We start from the raw sequence: 20,954 nt of genomic DNA on the forward strand, positions 1-20,954 counted from the left end.
CTTATTCCTGCGTGATTGAAAGGGATTTCCAACCGGAGTCGAGGCTCCAGTTTTTAGAAGTCAAAGCGTTGATTTGGAAAGGTTTGGGCAGTTGCGACGTACTCAACTGCAAGCGGATTTCGGCACGGGTTTCAGACGGCTTCACGCCTTCGAGCGTGCCGCTGTCGAGTACGCGCCAGTTGGCAATCGCGCCCACGCCGCGCAACGCGGTCTCAAGGCCGGCGTATTCGGTGGAAAACGTGCCGATGGAAAGGCGGTAACGGCTGGTCAGCGGATGGTAGGAAAGTTTGTAGCGCACGCTGTTTTCGCCGCCCACCAGTTCGTTGAGCTTGAAGCGGTACGATGCCACGGTCGGCGCGGAGAGCCGGTAGCTCAAGGTGAAATTCAGCGGCACGCCCTGCTTGAGCGCCTGTTTGAGCTGATCGGGCAGTTCGGTTTTGAAACGGCTGCTTACGGCGAGTTGACCCGATGCCGTCAGTTTCGCTTCGGCACGGGTAGCACTGATGCCTTCGGCCGCCGTCTGAAAAGACACAAGCAGCAGAAGCGGCAACAGCAGCAGTGTTTTACTGCTTTTGAATAAGCGCGTAATAAAAGCCATCTTGGTGTTTATTGGGAAGAAGCACATGGGATTCGGTACACACCGCATCCGCATGGCGGTTTAAAAATTTTTCCAACTGCTGCCCGTTTTCTTCCGCAAATATCGAGCAGGTTGCCAGCAGCATAGTGCCGTTTTTTGTCAGAGTCTGCCAAAGCCTGTCAAGAAGTAACTCTTGTTGGCGGGCGGTTTTCGCAGCATCGGCCGGACGGCGCAGCCATTTGATGTCGGGATTGCGCTTGGCCACGCCCGAAGCCGTACACGGCACGTCGGCCAACACCGCATCAAACGGTTTGCCGTCCCACCACGCATCCAAATCGGCCGCATCCGCGCATTTCAAATCGGCGCGGTTTTCAAAACCCAAGCGGCGCACGTTGTCTTCCACCCGTTTCAGACGGCCTGCATCGATGTCCAACGCGGTTACGGTACAGTCTGCCCATTCCAGCAGATGCCCCGTTTTGCCGCCGGGTGCGGCACAGGCATCAAGTACGCGCCAACCGTTTTGCGGGTTCAGCAGATGCGCAGCTTTCTGCGCACCGAAGTCCTGCACCGACACCAGGCCGTCTGAAAAACCGGGCAGCCTGCCCACCGGCACGGCTTCGGCCAAAGTAATCGCATAATCGTCCAACACGCGGGCTTCGATACCCGCTTCGGCCAATTTCGCCGCATAACCTTCGGCATCACCGAGACGGCGGTTAACCCGCAACGTCAGCGGCGGATGCTGCTGCAAACTCGCGGCAATGTTGTTCCAATGCTTCGGATAATGGTTTTTCAGGTATTCAATCCACCACTGCGGCAGGTTGAATTTCGCCGTATCGTTGAATTTGCAGGATTTTTCCAACCCTTCGCGCTCACGCACGAAACGGCGCAGGATGGCGTTGGCAAACGAGCGGTACTGCCCGCGCCCGATTTTCGCAATGCTTTCCACCGCTTCGTTGACTACCGCATGCGGCGCATTGCGGCTGTAATGGAGCTGGTACATCGCCGCAATCAGCAGGCTTTCGAGCTGCGGATTGTCGATGGGCTTTTTCAGCATCTTGCCGAGCATATATTTCAAACTGCCCAGATAACGCTGGCTGCCGTAGGCAATGTCCTGCAACGCACCCGCTTCCTGCGCGCTCAACTCGGGATGCGCCGCACGGATACCCGCCAGCACGTCCTGCAGGTTGCGGCCTTCCGCCACTTGGGCGATGCTTTGCGCAGCGAGTTTTTGGGCAAGTGCCATACTCATGTCAACGGGCTTTCTTGAAATAAATGTTTTTGTTGGCGGCCGCATTAAGTCAGCGCGTCATTTTCTGCATCGGCGCCGCCTTTTCCAAGCGGCACAATCCACGGTTTTCTCCTTGAAACCAGATTCCCGCCTTCTAAAGAAATAACGGAAATCCAACCGACACAGGAAAAAACACGGCCTGATTTCAGACGGCCTGCGCGTTTCTTCAAAGCAGTTTATCAGGCCGTCTGAAAACTGCCGTCATGCCTGCACATGAACCCTGGTTTCGGAACATCGGAATCCTGCGGTATTGATAGAAATCAGGCATTCGGACATCCCTCATCCATCGAATCCGCCTTTCCGCAAGCGGCATCAGGGCTACCGGATTTCCCCCAAAGCCGCACGCTGTCGGCCGTTTTCATCAAAATTCGCGTCATCGAGCCAGCACACGAAACGCTGCCTGATCTGCGGCCACTCCGAATCCAGCATCGAAAACCAAGCCGTATCGCGGTTACGGCCTTTGTAAACCATGGCCTGACGGAACGTGCCTTCGTATTGGAAACCCAACCTCAATGCAGCTTTGCGGGAAGGTTCGTTCAGCGCGTCGCACTTCCATTCATAACGGCGGTATCGCAGCGTTTCAAACACATATTCCGCCAGCAGAAACTGTGCTTCCGTAGCGATTCGCGTGCGCTTCAACCTGTCGGAATACACCACCCAGCCGACTTCCGCCGTGCGGTTGGCGGTATCGATGCGCTGCAACGCAACCGAACCGACCGCCCTGCCGCTTTCATGATCGACAATGGCGAAATAATACGGGTCAACCGATGCCTCATTGCGGCCCAGCATCTGCGCCAGTTCGGCTTGGTCTGCCACAGGATTCAGCGACAGATACGTCCAATTCTGCAACGGGCCGGCGTACACCTCATACAAATCGCCGCCGTGCTTGGCCGCCGAAAGTTTTTCCAAACGGCAAAACCGCCCCTGCAACAGCGTTGCCTCCGGTTTTTCGCCCGCCTGATAATCAGACAGCACATCGCCGACGGGCTGGTTGAATTCGTTGTAACGCATGAGGTTTCCTTAAAGGCGCTTTCAGACGGCCTGACGGGTACGGCTAAGGCCGACAGCCAAAGGCCGTCTGAATCAATCTGTGGAATGATGAATACCCGACAAACGGTTGGGCGTTTATCCGCACCATCATTATCCGATTCGGCATACCCGAACCAGCAGCCTTTCACCATTCCGCATCAGGAAGATTGGCGGCAGGGACAGTTTTTTCAATCGCATTCGGCACCGCAAACCAACCGGACATTCAAAACGGCAAACCGCACCCATTCGTCCGCTTCGGAACAGACGCCGTCTGAAAACCGGTTTCAGGCGGCCTGTTGCGGTTTTGCGGTCATCCATACTTTCCAAAAGCACGGACCGAACCCAGATTGCGGCGGACAAACCCGCCCTACAAAACCGTTCCCGTTTCAACCGTCCGCCCGGCCGCGAACGCGGCGATGTCCATCCGCTTGCTGCCGGCGGGCTGCAATTCCGTGATTTTCAGCGCATTTTCCCCGCAGGCAACAATCAGGCCGTCTGAACCGCAGTACAGCACTTCGCCTGCCTTGCCGCCTCGGTTAACCGTTTCGGCGCGCCAGATTTTCAGCGGTTTGCCGTCCCATTCCGCCCATGCGGTGGGTACGGGATTGAAGGCGCGGATTTTGCGTTCAATCACATCCGCAGGCTCCCGCCAATCGATGCGCGCTTCGTCTTTGCTCAATTTTTGTGCATAGGTTACACCATCTTCGGGCTGCGGCGTGCTTTTCAGACGGCCTTCCTGCTTCAGGCGTTGCAAATCGGCAACAATCGCAGCCGCACCCAATTCCATCAACATATCATGCACTTGGGCGGCGGTATCGTCGGGCTTGACGGCATAACGGTGTTCGCTGACCACATTGCCCGTGTCCAAACCGGCATCCATCTGCATGATGCACACGCCCGTTTCGGCATCGCCCGCTTCAATGGCGCGCTGAATCGGCGCGGCACCGCGCCAGCGCGGCAGCAGCGAAGCATGGATGTTCAAACACCCGTGGCGCGGCGTATCGAGCACTTCCTGCGGCAGAATCAGGCCGTAAGCGGCCACCACCATCACATCGGCCTGCACGTCTTTCAGCATTTGCAGCGCGTCGGCGTTGTTGCGCAGTTTTTCAGGCTGCTCCACCTGCAAACCGAGCGACAGCGCCGCCTGCTTCACGGGCGACGGCTGAAGCTGCATTCCGCGCCCTTTCGGGCGGTCGGGCTGGGTCAGCACCAACGGGATGTCGAACCCTGCGGCGGCAACGGCTTTCAGGGCGGCGGCGGCAAAATCGGGCGTTCCTGCAAAAATGACTTTCATGGCTGTTCTCGCTGTGGAATGGAGTTTCAGACGGCCTTAGCGGCACACGGCCGTCTGAAACAATGGGAATCGTCATATCGGACGGGGACAAGGCCGTTGCGGACTGCGGCATACTGCCCGCCCTGCCGGTTCGGACAACTGCCGTTTTGGAGGATATTCGGCATTCGGGCGGCAACTTGCCGGCAGAACCGCCGTTTTCATGGATATTTCCGTTTACGGAAAACAAAAATGTATCGCTTCCGCGACAATATCGCGCCGTTAAAAAACAGCGGTTTTTTCAGACGGCAGCGCATCTGTTGCGCAAAAGCGACTAAATCCGCCCAGCCTTATCAAACCGAACCGGCGTTTTTTTCAGACGGCCTTCACACGGTAGCAAGGCCGTCTGAAAAGCCTTACAAATCATGCTTCATCCGTTTTTTCAGCTTGGTTTTGATGCGGTTCTGCTTCAGTTGGGACAAATATTCGACAAACACTTTGCCCATCAGGTGATCCAGCTCGTGCTGGATGCAGATCGCCAGCAAACCGTCGGCTTCAAGCGTGAATTTTTCGCCGTTTTCGTCCAATGCTTCCACGGTAACGCGTTCGGCACGGGTTACCGTATCATAAATCCCGGGCACCGACAGACAGCCTTCTTCGTAGGTGGTTTCGCCGTCTTTATGCGTAATCACGGGATTGATGAACACGCGCGGCTCGCTGCGGTCTTCGGTCAAATCCATCACCACCACGCGCTCGTGCACATCCACTTGCGTGGCCGCAAGGCCGATGCCGCGCGCTTCGTACATGGTTTCAAACATATCCGCAACAAGCGTTTTGATGCGCTCATCCACCGCTTCCACCGGTTTGGCCACGGTATGCAGGCGTTCGTCGGGATATTTCAAAATATTTAATAAGGCCATAATTAGTTCCAACAATAATAGTATGTGCGTTTAGTGCTATGATGACGGCAACATTCAGTGATAAAATGTCTTTTTCTGAATTTTAGTGTATCAAGGGCAGCGAAGCCCATTGTTATTATCAATTAAAGCAAACCGAAACGTTTCAAGGGAAACCGTCATGCAAAAACGTATTATAACCCTGCTTTGCGCCGCCGGTCTGGCCATTTCCGCGCAAGTACAGGCCGCCGAACTGAAAATCCGCCCCAATGCGCCGCAGCGCTACGTCGTCAAACCGGGCGACACCCTGTGGAGCATCTCCAACAAATACCTTTACAGCCCGTGGCAGTGGAACCGTCTGTGGGGCGCAAACCGCAGCGACGTGCGCAATCCGCACACCATCTATCCGGGCCAGGTACTCGAACTGCGCCGCGTCAACGGCCGCGCCCGTTTAGGCTTCGAGCGCAGCAGCGACGGCAGCAACATTCCCGTCATCAAACTGCGTCCGCGCGTGCGCGAAACATCCGCGGGCTACGGCATCCAAACCGTCAACGTCAATTTCTACCGCATGTTTATGCAGCATCCGCAGGTCATCCCGCAGATGCAGACGCAAAACGCCCCCCGTCTGATTGAAGGCCCCGACAACCGCCTGATTTACACCAAAGGCAACCGCGTGTACGCCTACGGCGTTACCGAACCGGGCCGCTATCTCGTTTACCGTGCCGTTAAAGACATTACCGACCCCGACACCAAAAAATATCTCGGTCAGGAAGTCGTGTTCAGCGGTATCGTCAGCACCCTGCCCTACACCAACAGCGCGCTGGACGGACGCAGCGAAAAAGATGCGGAATACCTGAAAGACGGCGAATACTACACCCGTCTCCACCCGCTCGTGAAAGTGCCGACCCAAACCGCGCAGCCGATGATTGTGGAAGAAGCGGTATCCGAAATCCGCAAAGGCGACTTCCTGCTGAAAATGACCGATGAAGGCGACAGCTTCCACATGATGCCGCACGCACCCGCGCAGCACGTCAGCGCCAAAGTCGTTTCCATCTTCGAAGGCGTGAGCGAAGCCGGCCAGTTCCAAACCATCACGCTCAACAAAGGCGAAGCCGACGGCCTCAAAAAAGGCACGGTATTGAGCCTCTACAAACGCAGCCGCCAGGTTAAAGTGGACATGGAAAAAAATCCCAAAACCGGCAACCGCAGCGTGGTGAAATATGTGTCCACCCCTGCCGAAGAAGCGGGCTTGGCGATGGTGTACCGTACCAGCCAAAATCTGGCATCCGCCATCATTCTCGAAAGCCTGACCAACATCAACATCGGCGACACCGCTTCCGAGCCGGGCCAGGATTTGGACAATATGGCCGACGACAAGCCGCACGCTCCGAACGTTCCGCAGGAGTCGCACAGTGCCGAATTCGACACCAACAACATCACGAGCAACATCCGTCGGGATTGATGGATGCTGTGAAAGCATAAAAGCAAAAGGCCGTCTGAAAATATTTTCAGACGGCCTTTTGCTTTTATTTGATTGACTGCCCGTTCGGCCAATTGGATTGGCGTATTTGAAGATTGTTTTGCCGGTGTGCCCAACATATCCAAACGCAGCCCAACAGTTCAGGTTTCAGACGGCCACATTAAAAATTTCTCCACGGCTTCAGGCTGTCTGAAAAATCCCTAAAAAACAAGGCTGTGTTCAGGCGTTCGGATATTCCGTCGAGGCTGTTATTTTTCGTCATTCGCGCGCAGGCGGGAATCCAAGCTTGGAATCGGTATTTGTATTTTCAACAAGCACTTGTGAATATCAAGATGGTTTCCCGCCTGCGGGAATGACGGCGCAATCTCGTATCAACACAATATCACACAACCTACTTTTATTTTGATTACCCACCGTTCAATCAATTGGATTCAGACGGCCTTTCTGAATGCGGCGGCCAAACTCCGGACTAATGTTCCAACACGTCCGGCAGCCGAAAAACTTCCCGTATTTTCAATGCACAAATTCTGTCGGAACGCCACTTCACCGCATCTCCGGCTTAATATCCCACAACGCAAAACCTTCCACCTTATTGCGCGGTCTTGCGCCTTCCCAAACCAACACGCTGCCTTGCGGAACCGGCGTGCCTTTGGGCGTGTGGACAAGACGGTAACGGCAGTTGCCTTCGGGCACGAGCGGAATGCTGCCGTACTGTTTCCAGAAAATACGCATACGGATGTCGGCGGAAGAAACGGCCACACAGGCCCGGCCGTCTGAAAGCTGCCGTTGCAAAGCCGGCGGCAAGGCGGCTTCCATTTGGCGGACAACGGGGGCATGGCTCTTGGCAGCATCGAGCCACGGCAGAAACAGGGTCATCAGCAGCGCCCAGGCAAGCGTAACGCCCGCCGCCCAGTTGGTAACGGCCTGCCTGCCGCGGATGTGTTTGCGGGTAATCGCCCACAACCACAGCGGCGTAAACGACAAGGCCACCAGCATCGGCATCAGGTCGATTTCGGGGATGTAATACGGGCTGAAATAGCGCGACCGTTCGGCCAGCTTTTCCGGCCAGCCGAAATTCATGGCGAAAAAGCCCGTCCAAAGAAACACGGCAAACAGGCCGAAAGCCGCAATGCCGAACCAATTGATAAACGCCGCCGCACCGCGCCGCAAACCGTCGAGCTGCGCCGCACCCGCCAGCGCGAGCGGCGGCATCAGCCAGATTAAATGATCTTGGAAACGGTGCGGCGACAACGACAGCAACACCGCCGCCACAACCAGCCAAGCCAATGCCAACACGCCCCAGCGGGTATCGGCAATGCGGCTGCGACAGGCCGTCCATACCGCCAGCGGCCATGCAGGCAAGGCAAACCACAACAGGTTTTTCAGATAATACGGCAGGCTGAAGGCCATCTGAACGGTATCGAAACCGCCGAATGCGCCCAACGCATAAGCACTGCGCCACACGGCAAACGCTTCGGGTTCGGCATAACGCAACACCAGCGGATACACGGGAATCAGCGGCAGCGCCAACACCAGCGCGCCCACCAGCGTGACGTAATAACGGCGGAAACGCCACTGCCTGCTGAACAGCAGCGCCAAAGCCAGCAGCATCATGGCCGCCGTCAGCACCAACCCGCCCGACAGGGAAAGCAGCACCCAGCCGCCGCCCAACAGCAGCGGCGCGGCAACGGCACGGTGCTGCGACAGCGCAAAACCGCCCAACACCATCGACAGCGCGGCAAACACCACCGACATCCCGCTCATCAGGTGCGCCATCGGCAGCATGCCCACCGAACCGAGCAGTATCAGCACCACACTCCTGCCGTGATGCCTGCCCAAAAAGCGGTAACCCGCCATGCCGCAACAGGCCAGGCCCAGCGCGGTAAACGCCACGCTGGCGAAACGCGCCGCCGGATAAGTATCCGCCGCCCACGGCGAAAGCAGCCGCTCAAACAGCGCCGCCGTCCACACATACACGGGCGACGCATCGAAAAAAGGCCGCCCGAACACCTGCGGCAGCCATCCGCCGCCGCCCAACCCTTCCACCGCAGTAAAAATCTGCGGTTCGGCAGGATTCCACAAATCGTGCGAAAACACGCCCGGCCACAGCCAGGCAAACGCCAAAAGCAGCAGCAGCCAAGGTTTTTCGCGGGTGGGCACGGAACGGGATTCGGGGGGCGTATAAGTGAGCATGGTTTCGGGAAACGGGCGTTGGAAACAGGTACGGCAGACAGCCGAAAGATGCAACAGTGTATCACAGGTATGCCGGCGTTTCAGACGGCCTCAGGCTGCAAACGGCGCATCAACGGGGCTTCCAACGGCATTCGGGTTCGGCAGATTCGGCAGCGGGAAGATTTGCCGCCGATGCCGCCAACGGATTTTTCCCCGTCCGAAACCGATGCCGCCCAGCCCTGCCGACCCTTCATCCCGAAGGCTGCGTTTGGACAGCATTAACGCTTATTTTCGTTATGCCGGTGCAGGAGGGAAACTGGCTGCAATGTTCACAAATATTTGTTTCACAACAAGATACCGGATTTCAAACATAGATTCCCGCCTGCACGGAAATGGCGGAAATCGGGAAAATCCGTCGCACCGGTGTGTGATTAACGCCGTACCCGAAAAGATTTTCCCAAACGTGCGGCAAGGCCGTCTGAAAACACAGTTAGCATCCGAACATCGAAACCCGTCTTACCGCACCGTATTTTCAGACGGCCTGCGTGTTCGGCCATCGGGAAACACCGTCCAATCCGAAATTCTGCCGTTTTTTTACCGCCGCAACATAACGGCGGGAAAATGACGGATAATCCCGAACAGACTTGCCGCGCGCGGAACAGGCCGTCTGAATGTCCCGACCCGGATACCAACGGGCTGTGTTTCAAATTCCCGCCGACTGATTCGGCCGCCGTCAAATTGCCCGTTACCGGCGTACTTCCGAGACGCAGCCTGCCGGCACCGACCGCCGCCGCGCCGCCCGACAAAAACCATACGGTAAAACAGCCCGGCCACACACCCGCACGGCGGCTTACGAACCGCGCAGCCGCACCGCACACACCCGAAGGAAACCTTGTGTCCCGAAACAAAAACAGCATCCTGTTCCCCCTTTTTCTCGCGCTGGCCGCCGCTGCCGTTATGGTATGGTCGGCCATCGCTCCCGCCAGCCGCGCCGTATGGTGGGCGGAAATCCTGCCCGTGATGGCGGTGTTTGCGGGCTTGGTATTGACCGCGCCGAAATTCCGTTTCAGCAACACCGCCTACCTGCTGATGAGCCTGTGGATTCTGATGCACACCGTCGGCGCGCACTACACGTTCGCCGATGTCCCGTTTGATTGGGCCAACCGCCTGCTCTCGCCGCTGTTGGGCGAAGGCCGCAACCATTTCGACCGCGTCGGCCACTTCATCATCGGCTTTTACGCCTTTCCGATGGCCGAATGGCTGCTGCGCCGCCGTCTCTGCGGCCTGCCGCTGGCGCTGTTTTTCTCGCTGTTTTTCATCATGAGCGTGGCGGCGGCCTATGAAATCATCGAATGGCAGTATGCCGTCATCGAAGGCGGCAACGCGGGCACGGAATTTCTCGGCTCGCAGGGCGATATTTGGGACGCGCAGAAAGACATGCTGGCCGACACTTTGGGCGCGGCGGCATCGCTGCTGCTGTACCTGTTCGTCCGCCCCGATTTGAAACGGCAATAGGTTTTCAGACGGCCTGACGCCGTCTGAAACGCAACATCCGCCCGTTTCCGCTGTCTATAAAAAACAGGCTGTATTTTGTGTTCATGCTTTCGGTTTGCCCGTGCCCCCCCCCCCGAACGGGTAAGGCAGAACATCCCGCCATGATTCCGATACCGCCGAAACAGAACAAATCCGAAGAACCCGTTTGCAGCTTTTTTCAGACGGCCTTCCGCAACAGGCCCTCTGAAAACGTTACACCCGAGGACACCCCCATGCAGGAACAACAAAAAACCTTCACCGCCGCCGACGGCACGGCCCTGTTCTACCGCCACCGCCCCGCCGGGGGCGCGGACAAAGCCGTCATATTCCTCCACGACGCGCTCGAACATTCCGGCCGCATGATGGCCGCCGCCGACAAAATCGGCTTCGGCGGATTCTCCCTGTTCGCATTCGACGCACGCGGCCACGGCAACAGCCCGGGCGAACGCGGCGACATCCCGAAAGCCGCCGCCGCCGTTGCCGACACCGACGACTTCATCCGCCACATCGGTACGGAATACGGCATCCCGCCCGAAAACATCTGTATTGCCGCGCAAGGCACGGGCGCGGTTTGGGCGGCGGCATGGCTGCACGATTACGCACCGCCCGTGCGCTGCGCCGTACTGCTCGCGCCCGCATTCAGGCTGAAGGCCGACTTCCTGCCCGTACGCACCGCCCTGAAAGCCGTGCAGCGTTTCAAAGGCAACTTCTTCATCACCGCCGACCTCGATCCCGAACGCCTGACCCACAGCCGCGAAGGGCAAACCGCCTACCGCCAAGACCCGCTGGTTGCGCGCAAAATATCCGCACGCCACCTGCTTGCCCTGCACGATGCCGCCCGCCGAGTTTTGTCGGACGCACAGGCCGTTACCGTGCCCGTGCAGCTTCTACTCGCCGGCAGCGACCGTTTTGCCGATGCCGCCGCACAGCACGATTTTTACAGCTTTCTGGGCAGCCGCATCAAAGAGCGCCATGTCTTCGAAGGGCTGTACCACGACCTGGCTAACGAAACCGACAACGGGCCGGTGTTCCACGAAATCCGACGCTTTGTCCGCGAGCGTTTCAACGAGCCGCTGCAAACGGTCGACTGCACGCAAAACCATCTCTCGGGCGACAGCCGCCGCGAAGCCGACCTGATGGCCGCACCGCTGCCGCCGTACAGCCTGCGCGGCGCATTCTGGGCAGGCTGCCGCGCCGCGCTCAAACTCGGCGCCCAATGGAGCACCGGTCTGAAAACCGGCATGGAACACGGCTTCGACTCCGCCGCCGCGTTCGATTATGTGTACCGCAACGAACCGCAGGGCGAAAATGCCGTCGGCCGGTTTATCGACAAATACTACCTCGACGCGGTCGACTGGCACAGCCTGCGCCAGCGCCGCGCCGACACCGCCGTCGCCGTTCAGACGGCCTTCGCCCGCCTGCAGGCCGCAGGTATGCCCGTCCACATACTCGATGCGGCCGCCGGACAGGGTACGGTCATACTCGACGCGCTTTCCGGCAGCATCCGTCCCGATTCCGTGCGCCTGCTCGACGGCAGCGCAGGCAATGTCGCCGCAGGACGGATGCTGATTGAAGAACGCGGCCTGCAAAACATCGCCCGCTTTGAAGAAGCCGACGCATTCCATCCCGATGCCTACCGCTCGCTCAGCCCGCGCCCGACGCTCGCCGTGGTCAGCGGCCTGTACGAACGCTGCTCCGACAACGGTTTGGTCAGCCTCTCGCTGCAAGGGCTGGATGCGGCCGTTGCACAGGGCGGCTTCCTGATTTACACCAACCGTCCGTGGCACCCCTGCCCCGAAGCCGCCGTGCGCGCACTGTCGCTCCCTGCCGTACGCCGCCGCAGCCAGCAGGAAATCGACCAGCTCGTCGCCCAAGCCGGTTTCAAAAAAATCCGCCAATGGACCGACGACGACGGAATGTCCACCGTCAGCCTTGCCGTCAAAGTTTCAGACGGCCTGGCCACCGTCCCCCTGCCCAGCCCCGAACAGGTAGCTCGCAACAGCGGCCGCCGGATGTGGTTTTAACCGCCGCCTGCCGCTGCCGTGAAAACTTGCCAAACGGTTCCGTTCAGGCAGACAGGCCGTCTGAAAAATATTTTCAGACGGCCTGTGTCCATGTACAGCCCCGTATGCAGGCTGCGGGTTTACATCCGCCGCCCGCACCGTTATCCTGCCGTTTTCCCGATTCTGAAACCCGCGCCATGAACACCGACACCACCCGCCGCGCCGTGTATGCCGGCAGCTTCGACCCACCCACCAACGGCCACCTTTGGATGATCCGCGAAGCGCAGGCCGTGTTCGACGAACTCATCGTCGCCATCGGCATCAATCCCGACAAACGCAGCAGCTACAGCATCAGCGAACGCTGCGACATGCTCAAGGCCGTTACCCGCGATTTCCCCAACGTCAAAATCACCGTGTTTGAAAACCGCTTTCTCGTGCAATACGCCCGCGACATCGGCGCACGCTTCATCATCCGCGGCATCCGCACCGCCGCCGACTACGAATACGAGCGCGCGATGCGCTACATCAACAGCGATCTGGCATCCGAAATCACCACCGTTTTCCTGATGCCCCCGCGCGAAATCGCCGAAGTTTCGTCCACCATGGTCAAAGGCTTAATCGGCCCCGAAGGTTGGCGCGACATGATACGTCGCTACCTGCCCGACGCGGTGTACGAAAAAATCCTGAAGGATTACGAAAACAGCGGCATTTAAACCGACTGGAAAAACTGATTGGAAGCCGCATCCGTGCGGAAACCGCAACATCCCCGCATCCCGGTACGGCTTGCCCTATATTCGGCAGGATATGGCGGCATCCCTGCATCAATGGCTGTGTTTGGATATTGGTGTTGATACTTGGTTTTTCGTCATTCCCACGCAGACGGGAATCCGGCTTTGGTATGCACAAGTGCCGGTTAAAAAAATACCGGATTCCAAATATAGATTCCCGCCTGCGAGGGAATGAAAGAAATCCAACCTCAGCCAGGCAAATCAACGCACGATTACAACTCTTCTTAAAACACAGGCCGTCTGAAAATTTTCAGACGGCCTGTTAAGTTATCCGCACGTTCTGCGGTTACTGGCGGATTTCGATATGCGAACCTGCCTGCAACTGCTGCATCAGGCTGTTGCCGGCCTGCTGGGCTTTCTGCTGGGCAATGTACTGGCGCACCGCATTGCGTTGGCGCTCTTCGGGCGTGCCTGCTTCGCGAACGTCCACCAGCTTAATCAGATGCCAGCCGAACTGGGTACGCACGGGCGGGCTGATTTGGCCGGGCTTGAGTTTTTTCACGGCATCTTCGAATTCGGGCACCATCGTACCGTCGCCGAACCAGCCCAAATCGCCGCCCTGCTGGGCGCTGCCGTCCTGCGAGTACTGGCGGGCGAGTGCAGCGAAGTCCGCACCTTTTTTACGCGCCTGCGACTGAAGTTTGCGGATGCTGCTCTCTGCCGCGGCAAAACTGGAAACGCCGCCGGTTTTGGCATCTTTTTCTTCGGCCTTAATCAGGATGTGTTGGGCGCGGTATTGGCGCACGGGTTCTCCTTGGGGCAGAGCCACGCCCTGTTGTTTGGCGCGGGCAATCAGGCCGTCCACCTCCGCATCGCTGACGCGGGCATTCTGCATCACGGCCTGCTGGCGGACTTTTTCCACGATGATGGCATTTGCGGCATTACGGCGCTGCGCTTTGCTTGCGCCCTTGCCGACCGCCGCATCGATTTCGGCTTCGGTCGCACCGATGTTGCGGCGTTTGCCGGCCTGAAGCATCAGCGAACGGGTAACCAGCTGGCTGAGCACCTGTTTGCGCAAATCTGCTTCGCCGATGCCTTTGGCGTTTTTACGGGCGGCGGCAACGGCTTGGTTGAGCTGACGCTGGGTAATGACTTCGTTGTCGACGACGGCTGCGATGCTGTCGGCAGGTTTGATGTCGGCGGCCTGTGCGGTATGCAGGGCGGCTGCCGCGGCAGCGGCGAGAATCAGGGTTTTGTAATTCACGGTTTGACTACCTCGTTGGTTTTGCTGTAGCCCGGAATGGCCAAGCGTAGTTTTTCAAAGGGATTGTTACCGATATTGCTCAAGTCTTTGAGCTGGAGGTTGAAGAATACGGCGTTTTTGCTGCTGTTGAGTCCGGTAACGTAATGCTGGCCGACAACGCTGGCGCTCCAGCAGCCGCAGCCGCTCTTGTATTCCAGCCCGCCTAGGATTTCGAGCGGTTTTTTGGCCTGCAAATCGTAATTGTAACGGGCGACGGCGTAGAGGTTTTTGCGCAGCGGCCATTGCGCGCCGAGGTCAATCTGGCTCAAACGGTCGTAGTGGTAGCTGCCGTTGTCCTGCAGGTAGGTTTTTTCGTTGCGGCCGTATTTGTAGCGCGCGCTCAATGTCTTGCCCGGTTCAGGGTTGTACACGATGCCTGCCGAATAGCTTTCGGCACGGCTTTGGTTTTGGTTGTAATGGATGTCGGCATCGGCATACACGCTGCCGCTGACTTTGCCGCGCGCAAACGCCACCCAGTCGGAACGGTTGCGTTCATATTCGCCTACGCTGCCGTCGAGCAACACGCTGTCTTTTTTAATGTAGAACTTCTGGCCGACACCCGCACGCACGAGTTCGCTGCCGTTTTCGGGGTCGAGCAGACGGGTTTGGACGGCGGCGGAAATACTGTTCGACGAATTGATGCGGTCGTTGCCCGAATACAGGTTTTCACGGAAAAGCTGTTCGTAAGAGAAACTGTTTTCCGAAGAATCGAAATTGGGCAGGTCGTTTTGCGCTTTGGTGGGGATATAGTTGTAGAACAGGCGCGGCTCAAGAGTTTGGCGGTATTCGCTGCCGAACAGCGAGGCATCGCGCTCGAAGGTCATGCCGGTATCGATGCTGGCCATCGGCAGCACACGGCTGACGCTGCGGCTCGGCAGACCGCCGAAACCGTCGAGGTCGTAATGGGTGGTGTGCAGGCCGACACGGGGACGGAAATAGCCCCATTGGTTGTGAAAATTCCAAGTGGCATTGGGATACAGCACCAAACGGTTGCCCGACTGCTTTTCATCGTGTTCGAAACGGGTAAACTGACCGTTGACTTCAATGTCGGCATCACCGATGCTTTTTTCCCAACGGCCCGACAAACGCGGCATCAGCGCATAGGGTTCGTCTTTATAGCCGACGGAATTGGCAAGCGTTTGGTATTTCTGCGCGGTCAGATTGCCGTTAAACGCACCGCCCCACAGCTTGTCGCTGTAATTGAGCCATGCTTGGCGGTTGAGGTTGACATTGCCTGCGATGTCGTCGCGGCCGTAGAAATCGCGGTAATAGTCGTCATCGGAAACACGGTTGAAATCGATGCCGCCGCTGATTTTGTCGGTAATTTGATGGGAATGTTCGAATTTGACCTGATTGCGGTTGTTGTGGACGCTTTTCTTATCGTCCGGCATCCAGCGGCCTTCGACCTTACCCGCATATTTCGGCTGCAAATAACGGAATTCGCCGCCGATGTGCGCACCGCGTCCGCTGATAACGCCGGGCGTAACGGTGGCATCGTAATTGGGCGCAAGGTTCAGATAATAAGGCGTGGCCAACTCAAGGCCGTCTGAACCGGTGCCGACGGTGGGCACGAGAAAGCCGCTTTTGCGGTTGCCGTTGAGCGGAAAATCGGCCCACGGCGTATAGAGCACCGGCACACCGCCGAACACCAGCGACGCACCTTTGGCCACGCCGATGCCTTTGTTCTGATCGGCTTCGATGCTGCGGGCTTTGATATACCAGCTCGCATCACCGGGCGAACAGGTATTGAATTTGGTGTTAATCAGCTTATAGCGGCCTTTGCCCTGCATCTCGGCGGTTTCGCTCACGCTTTGCAGACGGCGTCCGTCCCGTTCCGCCTCCACCCGCGCATTATGGGTAACGCCCGTGCTGTCGACGAGATTGTACTCGATGGTGTCGCCGGCCACGGTCGAACCGTTTTGGTGCAGCACAAACTTATCGCCCGCCGTAATCTTCTCGGCAGGCTGGTCGTATTTCACCCATTGTGCATTGAGCACTTCGTCGTTGCGCTCGACGATCACGTCGCCTTCCGCGCCCACGCCCACATTGGTCTGCCCGGCCACCGAATCGGCGGTCAGACGCGTATAGTCGGCAGGCAGCGCCTCCCCGCCGCTGCGGCGGATTTCCGGCACGGACACTGCGGCAGCGTGTTCCTTCAGTTTTTCGGGCGAACAGCTCAGACAAGTGCTTCCCAGCGACAGCACGTCCGACGGCGCGGCCTTGGGTATCGCCACATAATCCGCCGCCGACGCCTCCGACTTTTCAGACGGCCCCTGTTCGGCAGGCGCAGCCTGAGCGGCCGTCGCGGCACAGCCCATCGCCAACGCAGCCGCCAGCGGTTTTAATGAAAATAAACGAGCCAAAGTTGTCCCTTAAATCGGATTTGCCAGTTAGAATACCGTTTATTTTAACCTGATAAACTCAAAAACCGCAAAACGCCATGCAACGACAAAACGAACTGAACAACTGGTTACGCACCGTTTACCCAGAAGAAAATTTCGAACTTTCCTTCGCCGCTGCCGACGCAGACTTCCGCCGTTACTTCCGCGCCACCTTTTCAGACGGCCGCACCGTCGTCTGCATGGACGCCCCGCCCGACAAAATGAGCGTCGCGCCTTATCTTAAAGTACAAAAACTTTTTCACACGGTTAACGTACCGCAGGTGCTCCACGTTGACGAAAAACAGGGTTTCATGGCACTCAACGACCTCGGCAGCACCACCTATCTCGCCGCCATGCAGCAGGAAACCGGCGAAGCCGCCCACAAAGCCCTGCTGCTCGAAGCCATCGACGAACTCGTTACGCTGCAAAAATCAGGCAAAGCAGGCGACCTGCCCGAATACGACCGCGAGACCATGCTGCGCGAAATCAACCTCTTCCCCGAATGGTTCGCCGCCAAAGAACTCGGCAAACCGTTCAACTTCAAACAAAAACAACTCTGGCAGCAAGTAACCGACACCCTGCTCCCGCCCCTGCTCGCCCAACCGCAGGTATACGTCCACCGCGACTACATCGTCCGCAACCTGATGCTCCAACAAGGCCGCCCCGGCGTACTCGACTTCCAAGACGCACTCTACGGCCCGATTTCCTACGATTTGGTCTCGCTCCTGCGCGACGCATTTATAGAGTGGGAAGAAGAATTCGTATTGGACTTGGTCGTCCGCTACTGGGAAAAAGCCCGCGCAGCCGGCCTGCCCGTACCCGAACAGTTCGACGAATTCTACCGCTGGTTCGAATGGATGGGCGTACAACGCCATCTGAAAGTCGCCGGCATTTTCGCCCGCCTCTACTACCGCGACGGCAAAGACAAATACCGCCCCGAAATCCCCCGCTTCCTAAACTACCTCCGCCGCACCTCCCGCCGCTACGTCGATTTGGCACCGCTCTACACGCTGCTGGTGGAGTTGGTGGGAGACGACGAATTGGAAACAGGGTTTACGTTTTAAAGGCCGAAGTGGTTTTCAGACGGCCTTCAAGATTTATCCGAATTTAAGGCCGTCTGAAAAAAGTTGAGCAGTTCCCGAGCATTGATTAGCAGAATTCACTATTCATAATTGATGGGTCGTGTATTGAGGAGTAACCGGCAAGATTGATTTCTCCAACTTCCGTTATTCCCGCGCAGGCGGGAATCCATGTTTGAAATCCGGTATTTTTTTGACAATCACCAAGCCAAACTCCCGCCTGCGCAGGAATAACGAAAAATAAAGTATCAACATAATGTCCTAACATAGCCTAAATACCTTAGTACAGGAATCACAATAAAGGCCGTCTGAAAACTTTTTCAGACGGCCTTTGTCTCTTCCGCAGCCCTTCAAAACAGCTTTTTCACTTCCGCTTCAATATCGTCCGCGCGCATAAACGTTTCGCCGATCAGAAACGTATGCACGCCGTGGTTTTGCATGAAATCGACATCGGCTTTACTGCGGATGCCGCTTTCGGCAACGACGGTTTTTCCCGTCAGTTGCGGCAGCAGATCGAGGGTTTGGTTCAGGGAAACTTCAAAAGTGCGCAGGTTGCGGTTGTTGACGCCGACGAGCGGGGTGGTGAGGTTACGGCATTTTTCGAGTTCGGACGCGTCGTGCAGTTCGAGCAAAACGGTCATGCCCAAGGCGTGGGCGGTTTGTTCGAAACGTTTGAGCTGTTCCGCTTCGAGTGCGGCGGCGATGAGCAGGACGGCGTCGGCGCCCCATGCGCGGGCCTGGTAAACCTGATAGTCGTCGATGATGAAGTCTTTGCGCAAAACGGGCAGGGAAACGGCGGCTCTGGCCTGTTTCAGGTATTCGGGCGAACCTTGGAAATACGGTTCGTCGGTCAGCACCGACAAACACGCGGCACCTGCGCGTTCATACGCGCGCGCGATTTCGGCGGGGTTGAAATCGGCGCGGATCAAGCCTTTGCTGGGGCTGGCTTTTTTGACTTCGGCAATCACGGCGGGCAGTTGCTGCGCGTGTTTGGCGTGTACGGCTTGGAGAAAACCGCGCGCCGGGGCGGCTTCGGCTGCGAGCCGCTGCATGGTTTCGGGGGAAATCTGTGCTTTTTGTGCAGCCACTTCTTCGGCTTTGGTGGCCAGGATTTTGTTGAGAATGTCGGTCATGGCGGGCTTTCGGAACGGGGGTTTCAGACGGCCTCTGAGCTTGCGGCAAACCTGCGGGACGTATTCCGTCTGCGGTTGCGGCATTTCAGACGGCCTGAGCAGTTGAAACGTATCTTATCATCAATCGGTGGATACAGGCCGTCTGAAACGTTTCAGACGGCCTGTCGGGGCAGGCAAAACGGTTGCGCATTCCTGATAAATAAAGGAATCTTCCCGACTGTTCCCTGAAGCCGCCGCCACGCCGTACATTGCACGCTGTACCGGCACCGCCGAATTACGGCCGTGTTCAGGCGCACGAACTTGCCGCCGCATCAAAACGGCGCATCCGCACCTTCCCGCCCTGCGGAAGAACACATTGGCACAGCCGCGCAACGATGGAGTACAATGCGTTGCCTTTGGCAACCGAAGGCCGTCTGAAAACCTTTCAGACGGCCTTGTTCCGAAAACCAAACAGAAAAAACAGATTATGAATTTATTAGGCGCATTGGCGAAACTCGGCAGCCTGACCATGGTGTCGCGCGTACTCGGTTTCGTGCGCGATTCGATTATTGCCCGCATTTTCGGCGCGGGCGACGCCACGGATGCGTTTTTCGTGGCCTTCAAGCTGCCCAACCTGCTGCGGCGGATTTTTGCCGAAGGTGCGTTTTCTCAGGCGTTCGTGCCGATTCTGGCCGAATATAAAACCAATAAAACGCCCGAAGCCACACAAGCGTTCGCACAGCATGTGGCCGGTATGCTCACGTTTGCGCTGACCGTCGTTACCGCATTGGGCATTTTGGCCGCGCCGTGGATTATCCACCTGACCGCGCCCGGTTTTGCGGCAAAACCCGACAAATTCGCGCTGTCGGTTGACCTGCTGCGGATTACTTTTCCCTATATCCTGTTGATTTCCCTGTCTTCTTTTGTCGGCTCGATTCTCAACACCTACCATAAATTCGCCATTCCCGCGTTTACGCCCACGCTGCTGAACATCGCCTTTATCGTGTTTTCGCTGTGGTTTGTCCCCTATTTCGACCCGCCTATCATGGCGCTGGCATGGGCGGTATTCGTCGGCGGCATATTGCAGCTCGCATTCCAACTGCCCTGGCTGGCGAAACAGGGTTTTCTGAAAATGCCCAAACTCAATTTCCGCGATGCCGCAGTCAACCGCGTATTGAAACAGATGGCACCTGCGATTTTAGGCGTGAGCGTGGCGCAGATTTCCCTAGTCATCAACACGGTTTTCGCCTCGTTTCTGCAAACCGGCAGCGTGACATGGATGTATTACGCCGACCGCCTGATGGAGCTGCCCGCCGGCGTACTCGGCGTTGCGCTCGGCACCATCCTGCTGCCCACATTGACGAAACACGCGTCCGGCGGCAATCCCGAAGAATTTTCCGCCCTGCTCGACTGGGGACTGCGCCTGACCATGCTGCTCGCGCTGCCCGCCGCCGTCGGTTTGGCCGTATTGTCGCTGCCGCTTCTGGCCACGCTGTTCATGTCGGCAAAATTCACCATGCACGACGTGCTCATGACCCAGCAGGCGCTGATTGCCTATTCCGTCAGCCTGATCGGCATGATTATGGTCAAAATCCTCGCCCCCGGTTTTTACTCCCACCAAGATGTGAAAACACCGATGAAAGTCGCCGTCTTCACCCTGATCTGCACGCAACTGCTCAACCTCGCCTTCATCGGCCCGCTCAAACACGCCGGCCTCGCCCTCGCCATCGGCCTGGGAGCCTGCCTCAACGCCGCGCTGCTCTACACCCTGCTGCGCAAACAAGGCCTTTACCGCCCCGGCAAAGGCTGGCGCGTATTCCTGCTCAAACTCACGGTTGCCCTGACCGTCATGGGCGGCGGCCTGTGGGCGGCACTGAACTTCCTGCCCTTTGCATGGCAAAACGTTTCCGGCTGGTACAAAGCCGCCGAACTCGGCGCACTGATTACACTGGGCATCGTCCTCTACTTTACCGCCTTGGCCGCCCTCGGCTTCCGCCCGCGCGATTTCAAACGGATGGAGCGGTAATGCCGAACATATCAAGGCCGTCTGAAAAACAGTTTTCAGACGGCCTTACCTGTTTCCTGATAAAATCACGTCCATTA

17 protein-coding genes are annotated in these 20,954 nt (G+C 57.6%); 6 read left to right on the forward strand and 11 right to left on the reverse strand.

Annotated features, from left to right (window positions below; translation table 11 throughout):
• Window position 1: 1 nt before the first annotated feature.
• From ACEYDX_RS05045 to def, 5 genes are all read right to left on the reverse strand, one after another.
• Complete coding sequence (locus tag ACEYDX_RS05045; RefSeq protein ID WP_373740935.1) at window positions 2-598, reverse strand: DUF4390 domain-containing protein; 597 nt, start codon at window positions 596-598, stop codon at window positions 2-4.
• Entirely contained in the window at window positions 564-1,826 is a 1,263-nt protein-coding gene (gene rsmB / locus ACEYDX_RS05050; protein ID WP_373740936.1) for a 16S rRNA (cytosine(967)-C(5))-methyltransferase RsmB, read from the reverse strand. Before rsmB ends, ACEYDX_RS05045 begins: the two co-directional genes overlap by 35 nt.
• A 357-nt stretch (window positions 1,827-2,183) precedes the next feature.
• Window positions 2,184-2,876 carry a GNAT family N-acetyltransferase gene (locus tag ACEYDX_RS05055; protein WP_373740937.1) on the reverse strand — a complete coding sequence of 231 codons (693 nt, stop codon included), beginning with the start codon at window positions 2,874-2,876 and terminating at the stop codon, window positions 2,184-2,186.
• Window positions 2,877-3,261: 385 nt separating this feature from the next.
• Entirely contained in the window at window positions 3,262-4,188 is a 927-nt protein-coding gene (gene fmt, locus ACEYDX_RS05060) for a methionyl-tRNA formyltransferase (protein WP_373740938.1), read from the reverse strand.
• Window positions 4,189-4,580: 392 nt separating this feature from the next.
• Entirely contained in the window at window positions 4,581-5,084 is a 504-nt protein-coding gene (gene def / locus ACEYDX_RS05065) for a peptide deformylase (RefSeq protein ID WP_373740939.1), read from the reverse strand.
• A gap of 157 nt (window positions 5,085-5,241) precedes the next feature.
• Here def and ACEYDX_RS05070 point away from each other — a divergent pair, with 157 nt between their 5' ends.
• Entirely contained in the window at window positions 5,242-6,522 is a 1,281-nt protein-coding gene (locus tag ACEYDX_RS05070; RefSeq protein WP_373740940.1) for a LysM peptidoglycan-binding domain-containing protein, read from the forward strand.
• A gap of 561 nt (window positions 6,523-7,083) precedes the next feature.
• On the opposite strand, the gene ACEYDX_RS05075 is transcribed toward ACEYDX_RS05070, so the two are convergent.
• Together ACEYDX_RS05075 and ACEYDX_RS05080 are read right to left on the reverse strand one after the other, a co-directional pair.
• The gene (locus ACEYDX_RS05075; protein WP_373740941.1) at window positions 7,084-8,733 is read right to left on the reverse strand and encodes an ArnT family glycosyltransferase; all 1,650 of its coding nucleotides are present in this window, start codon (window positions 8,731-8,733) and stop codon (window positions 7,084-7,086) included.
• A 90-nt stretch (window positions 8,734-8,823) separates the two neighbouring features.
• Entirely contained in the window at window positions 8,824-8,991 is a 168-nt protein-coding gene (locus tag ACEYDX_RS05080; RefSeq protein WP_373740942.1) for a hypothetical protein, read from the reverse strand.
• 678 nt (window positions 8,992-9,669) lie between these two features.
• Between ACEYDX_RS05080 and ACEYDX_RS05085 the strand changes: the two genes are divergently transcribed.
• The 3 genes from ACEYDX_RS05085 to coaD all read left to right on the forward strand — a co-directional run bounded on the left by ACEYDX_RS05085 (window position 9,670) and on the right by coaD (window position 12,961).
• The gene (locus ACEYDX_RS05085) at window positions 9,670-10,227 is read left to right on the forward strand and encodes a DUF2238 domain-containing protein (protein ID WP_373740974.1); all 558 of its coding nucleotides are present in this window, start codon (window positions 9,670-9,672) and stop codon (window positions 10,225-10,227) included.
• Window positions 10,228-10,367: 140 nt separating this feature from the next.
• Window positions 10,368-12,269, forward strand: a complete 1,902-nt coding sequence (locus ACEYDX_RS05090; protein WP_373740943.1) for a bifunctional alpha/beta hydrolase/class I SAM-dependent methyltransferase — start codon at window positions 10,368-10,370, stop codon at window positions 12,267-12,269.
• Between the two features lie 176 nt (window positions 12,270-12,445).
• A complete protein-coding gene (coaD, locus tag ACEYDX_RS05095) occupies window positions 12,446-12,961 on the forward strand; it encodes a pantetheine-phosphate adenylyltransferase (protein ID WP_373740975.1) in 516 nt (171 codons plus the stop codon).
• Between the two features lie 361 nt (window positions 12,962-13,322).
• Here coaD and ACEYDX_RS05100 read toward each other — a convergent pair whose 3' ends face one another.
• Together ACEYDX_RS05100 and ACEYDX_RS05105 are read right to left on the reverse strand one after the other, a co-directional pair.
• Window positions 13,323-14,240 carry a peptidylprolyl isomerase gene (locus ACEYDX_RS05100; protein WP_373740944.1) on the reverse strand — a complete coding sequence of 306 codons (918 nt, stop codon included), beginning with the start codon at window positions 14,238-14,240 and terminating at the stop codon, window positions 13,323-13,325.
• Window positions 14,237-16,642, reverse strand: a complete 2,406-nt coding sequence (locus tag ACEYDX_RS05105; protein ID WP_373740945.1) for an LPS-assembly protein LptD — start codon at window positions 16,640-16,642, stop codon at window positions 14,237-14,239. The genes ACEYDX_RS05100 and ACEYDX_RS05105 overlap by 4 nt, the downstream gene beginning before the upstream one ends.
• Window positions 16,643-16,719: 77 nt before the next feature.
• Here ACEYDX_RS05105 and amgK point away from each other — a divergent pair, with 77 nt between their 5' ends.
• Entirely contained in the window at window positions 16,720-17,724 is a 1,005-nt protein-coding gene (gene amgK, locus ACEYDX_RS05110) for an N-acetylmuramate/N-acetylglucosamine kinase AmgK (protein ID WP_373740946.1), read from the forward strand.
• An 85-nt stretch (window positions 17,725-17,809) separates the two neighbouring features.
• On the opposite strand, the gene ACEYDX_RS05115 is transcribed toward amgK, so the two are convergent.
• Complete coding sequence (locus tag ACEYDX_RS05115; RefSeq protein ID WP_373740947.1) at window positions 17,810-18,007, reverse strand: hypothetical protein; 198 nt, start codon at window positions 18,005-18,007, stop codon at window positions 17,810-17,812.
• A gap of 82 nt (window positions 18,008-18,089) precedes the next feature.
• Entirely contained in the window at window positions 18,090-18,872 is a 783-nt protein-coding gene (trpC, locus tag ACEYDX_RS05120) for an indole-3-glycerol phosphate synthase TrpC (protein ID WP_373740976.1), read from the reverse strand.
• A gap of 466 nt (window positions 18,873-19,338) precedes the next feature.
• Here trpC and murJ point away from each other — a divergent pair, with 466 nt between their 5' ends.
• Window positions 19,339-20,877, forward strand: coding sequence for a murein biosynthesis integral membrane protein MurJ (gene murJ, locus ACEYDX_RS05125; protein WP_373740977.1), 1,539 nt, complete (start codon window positions 19,339-19,341; stop codon window positions 20,875-20,877).
• The last annotated feature ends 77 nt before the right edge of the window (window positions 20,878-20,954 follow it).

The sequence above is a fragment of the Neisseria sp. genome (assembly GCF_041804105.1).
GTDB lineage: Bacteria > Pseudomonadota > Gammaproteobacteria > Burkholderiales > Neisseriaceae > Neisseria.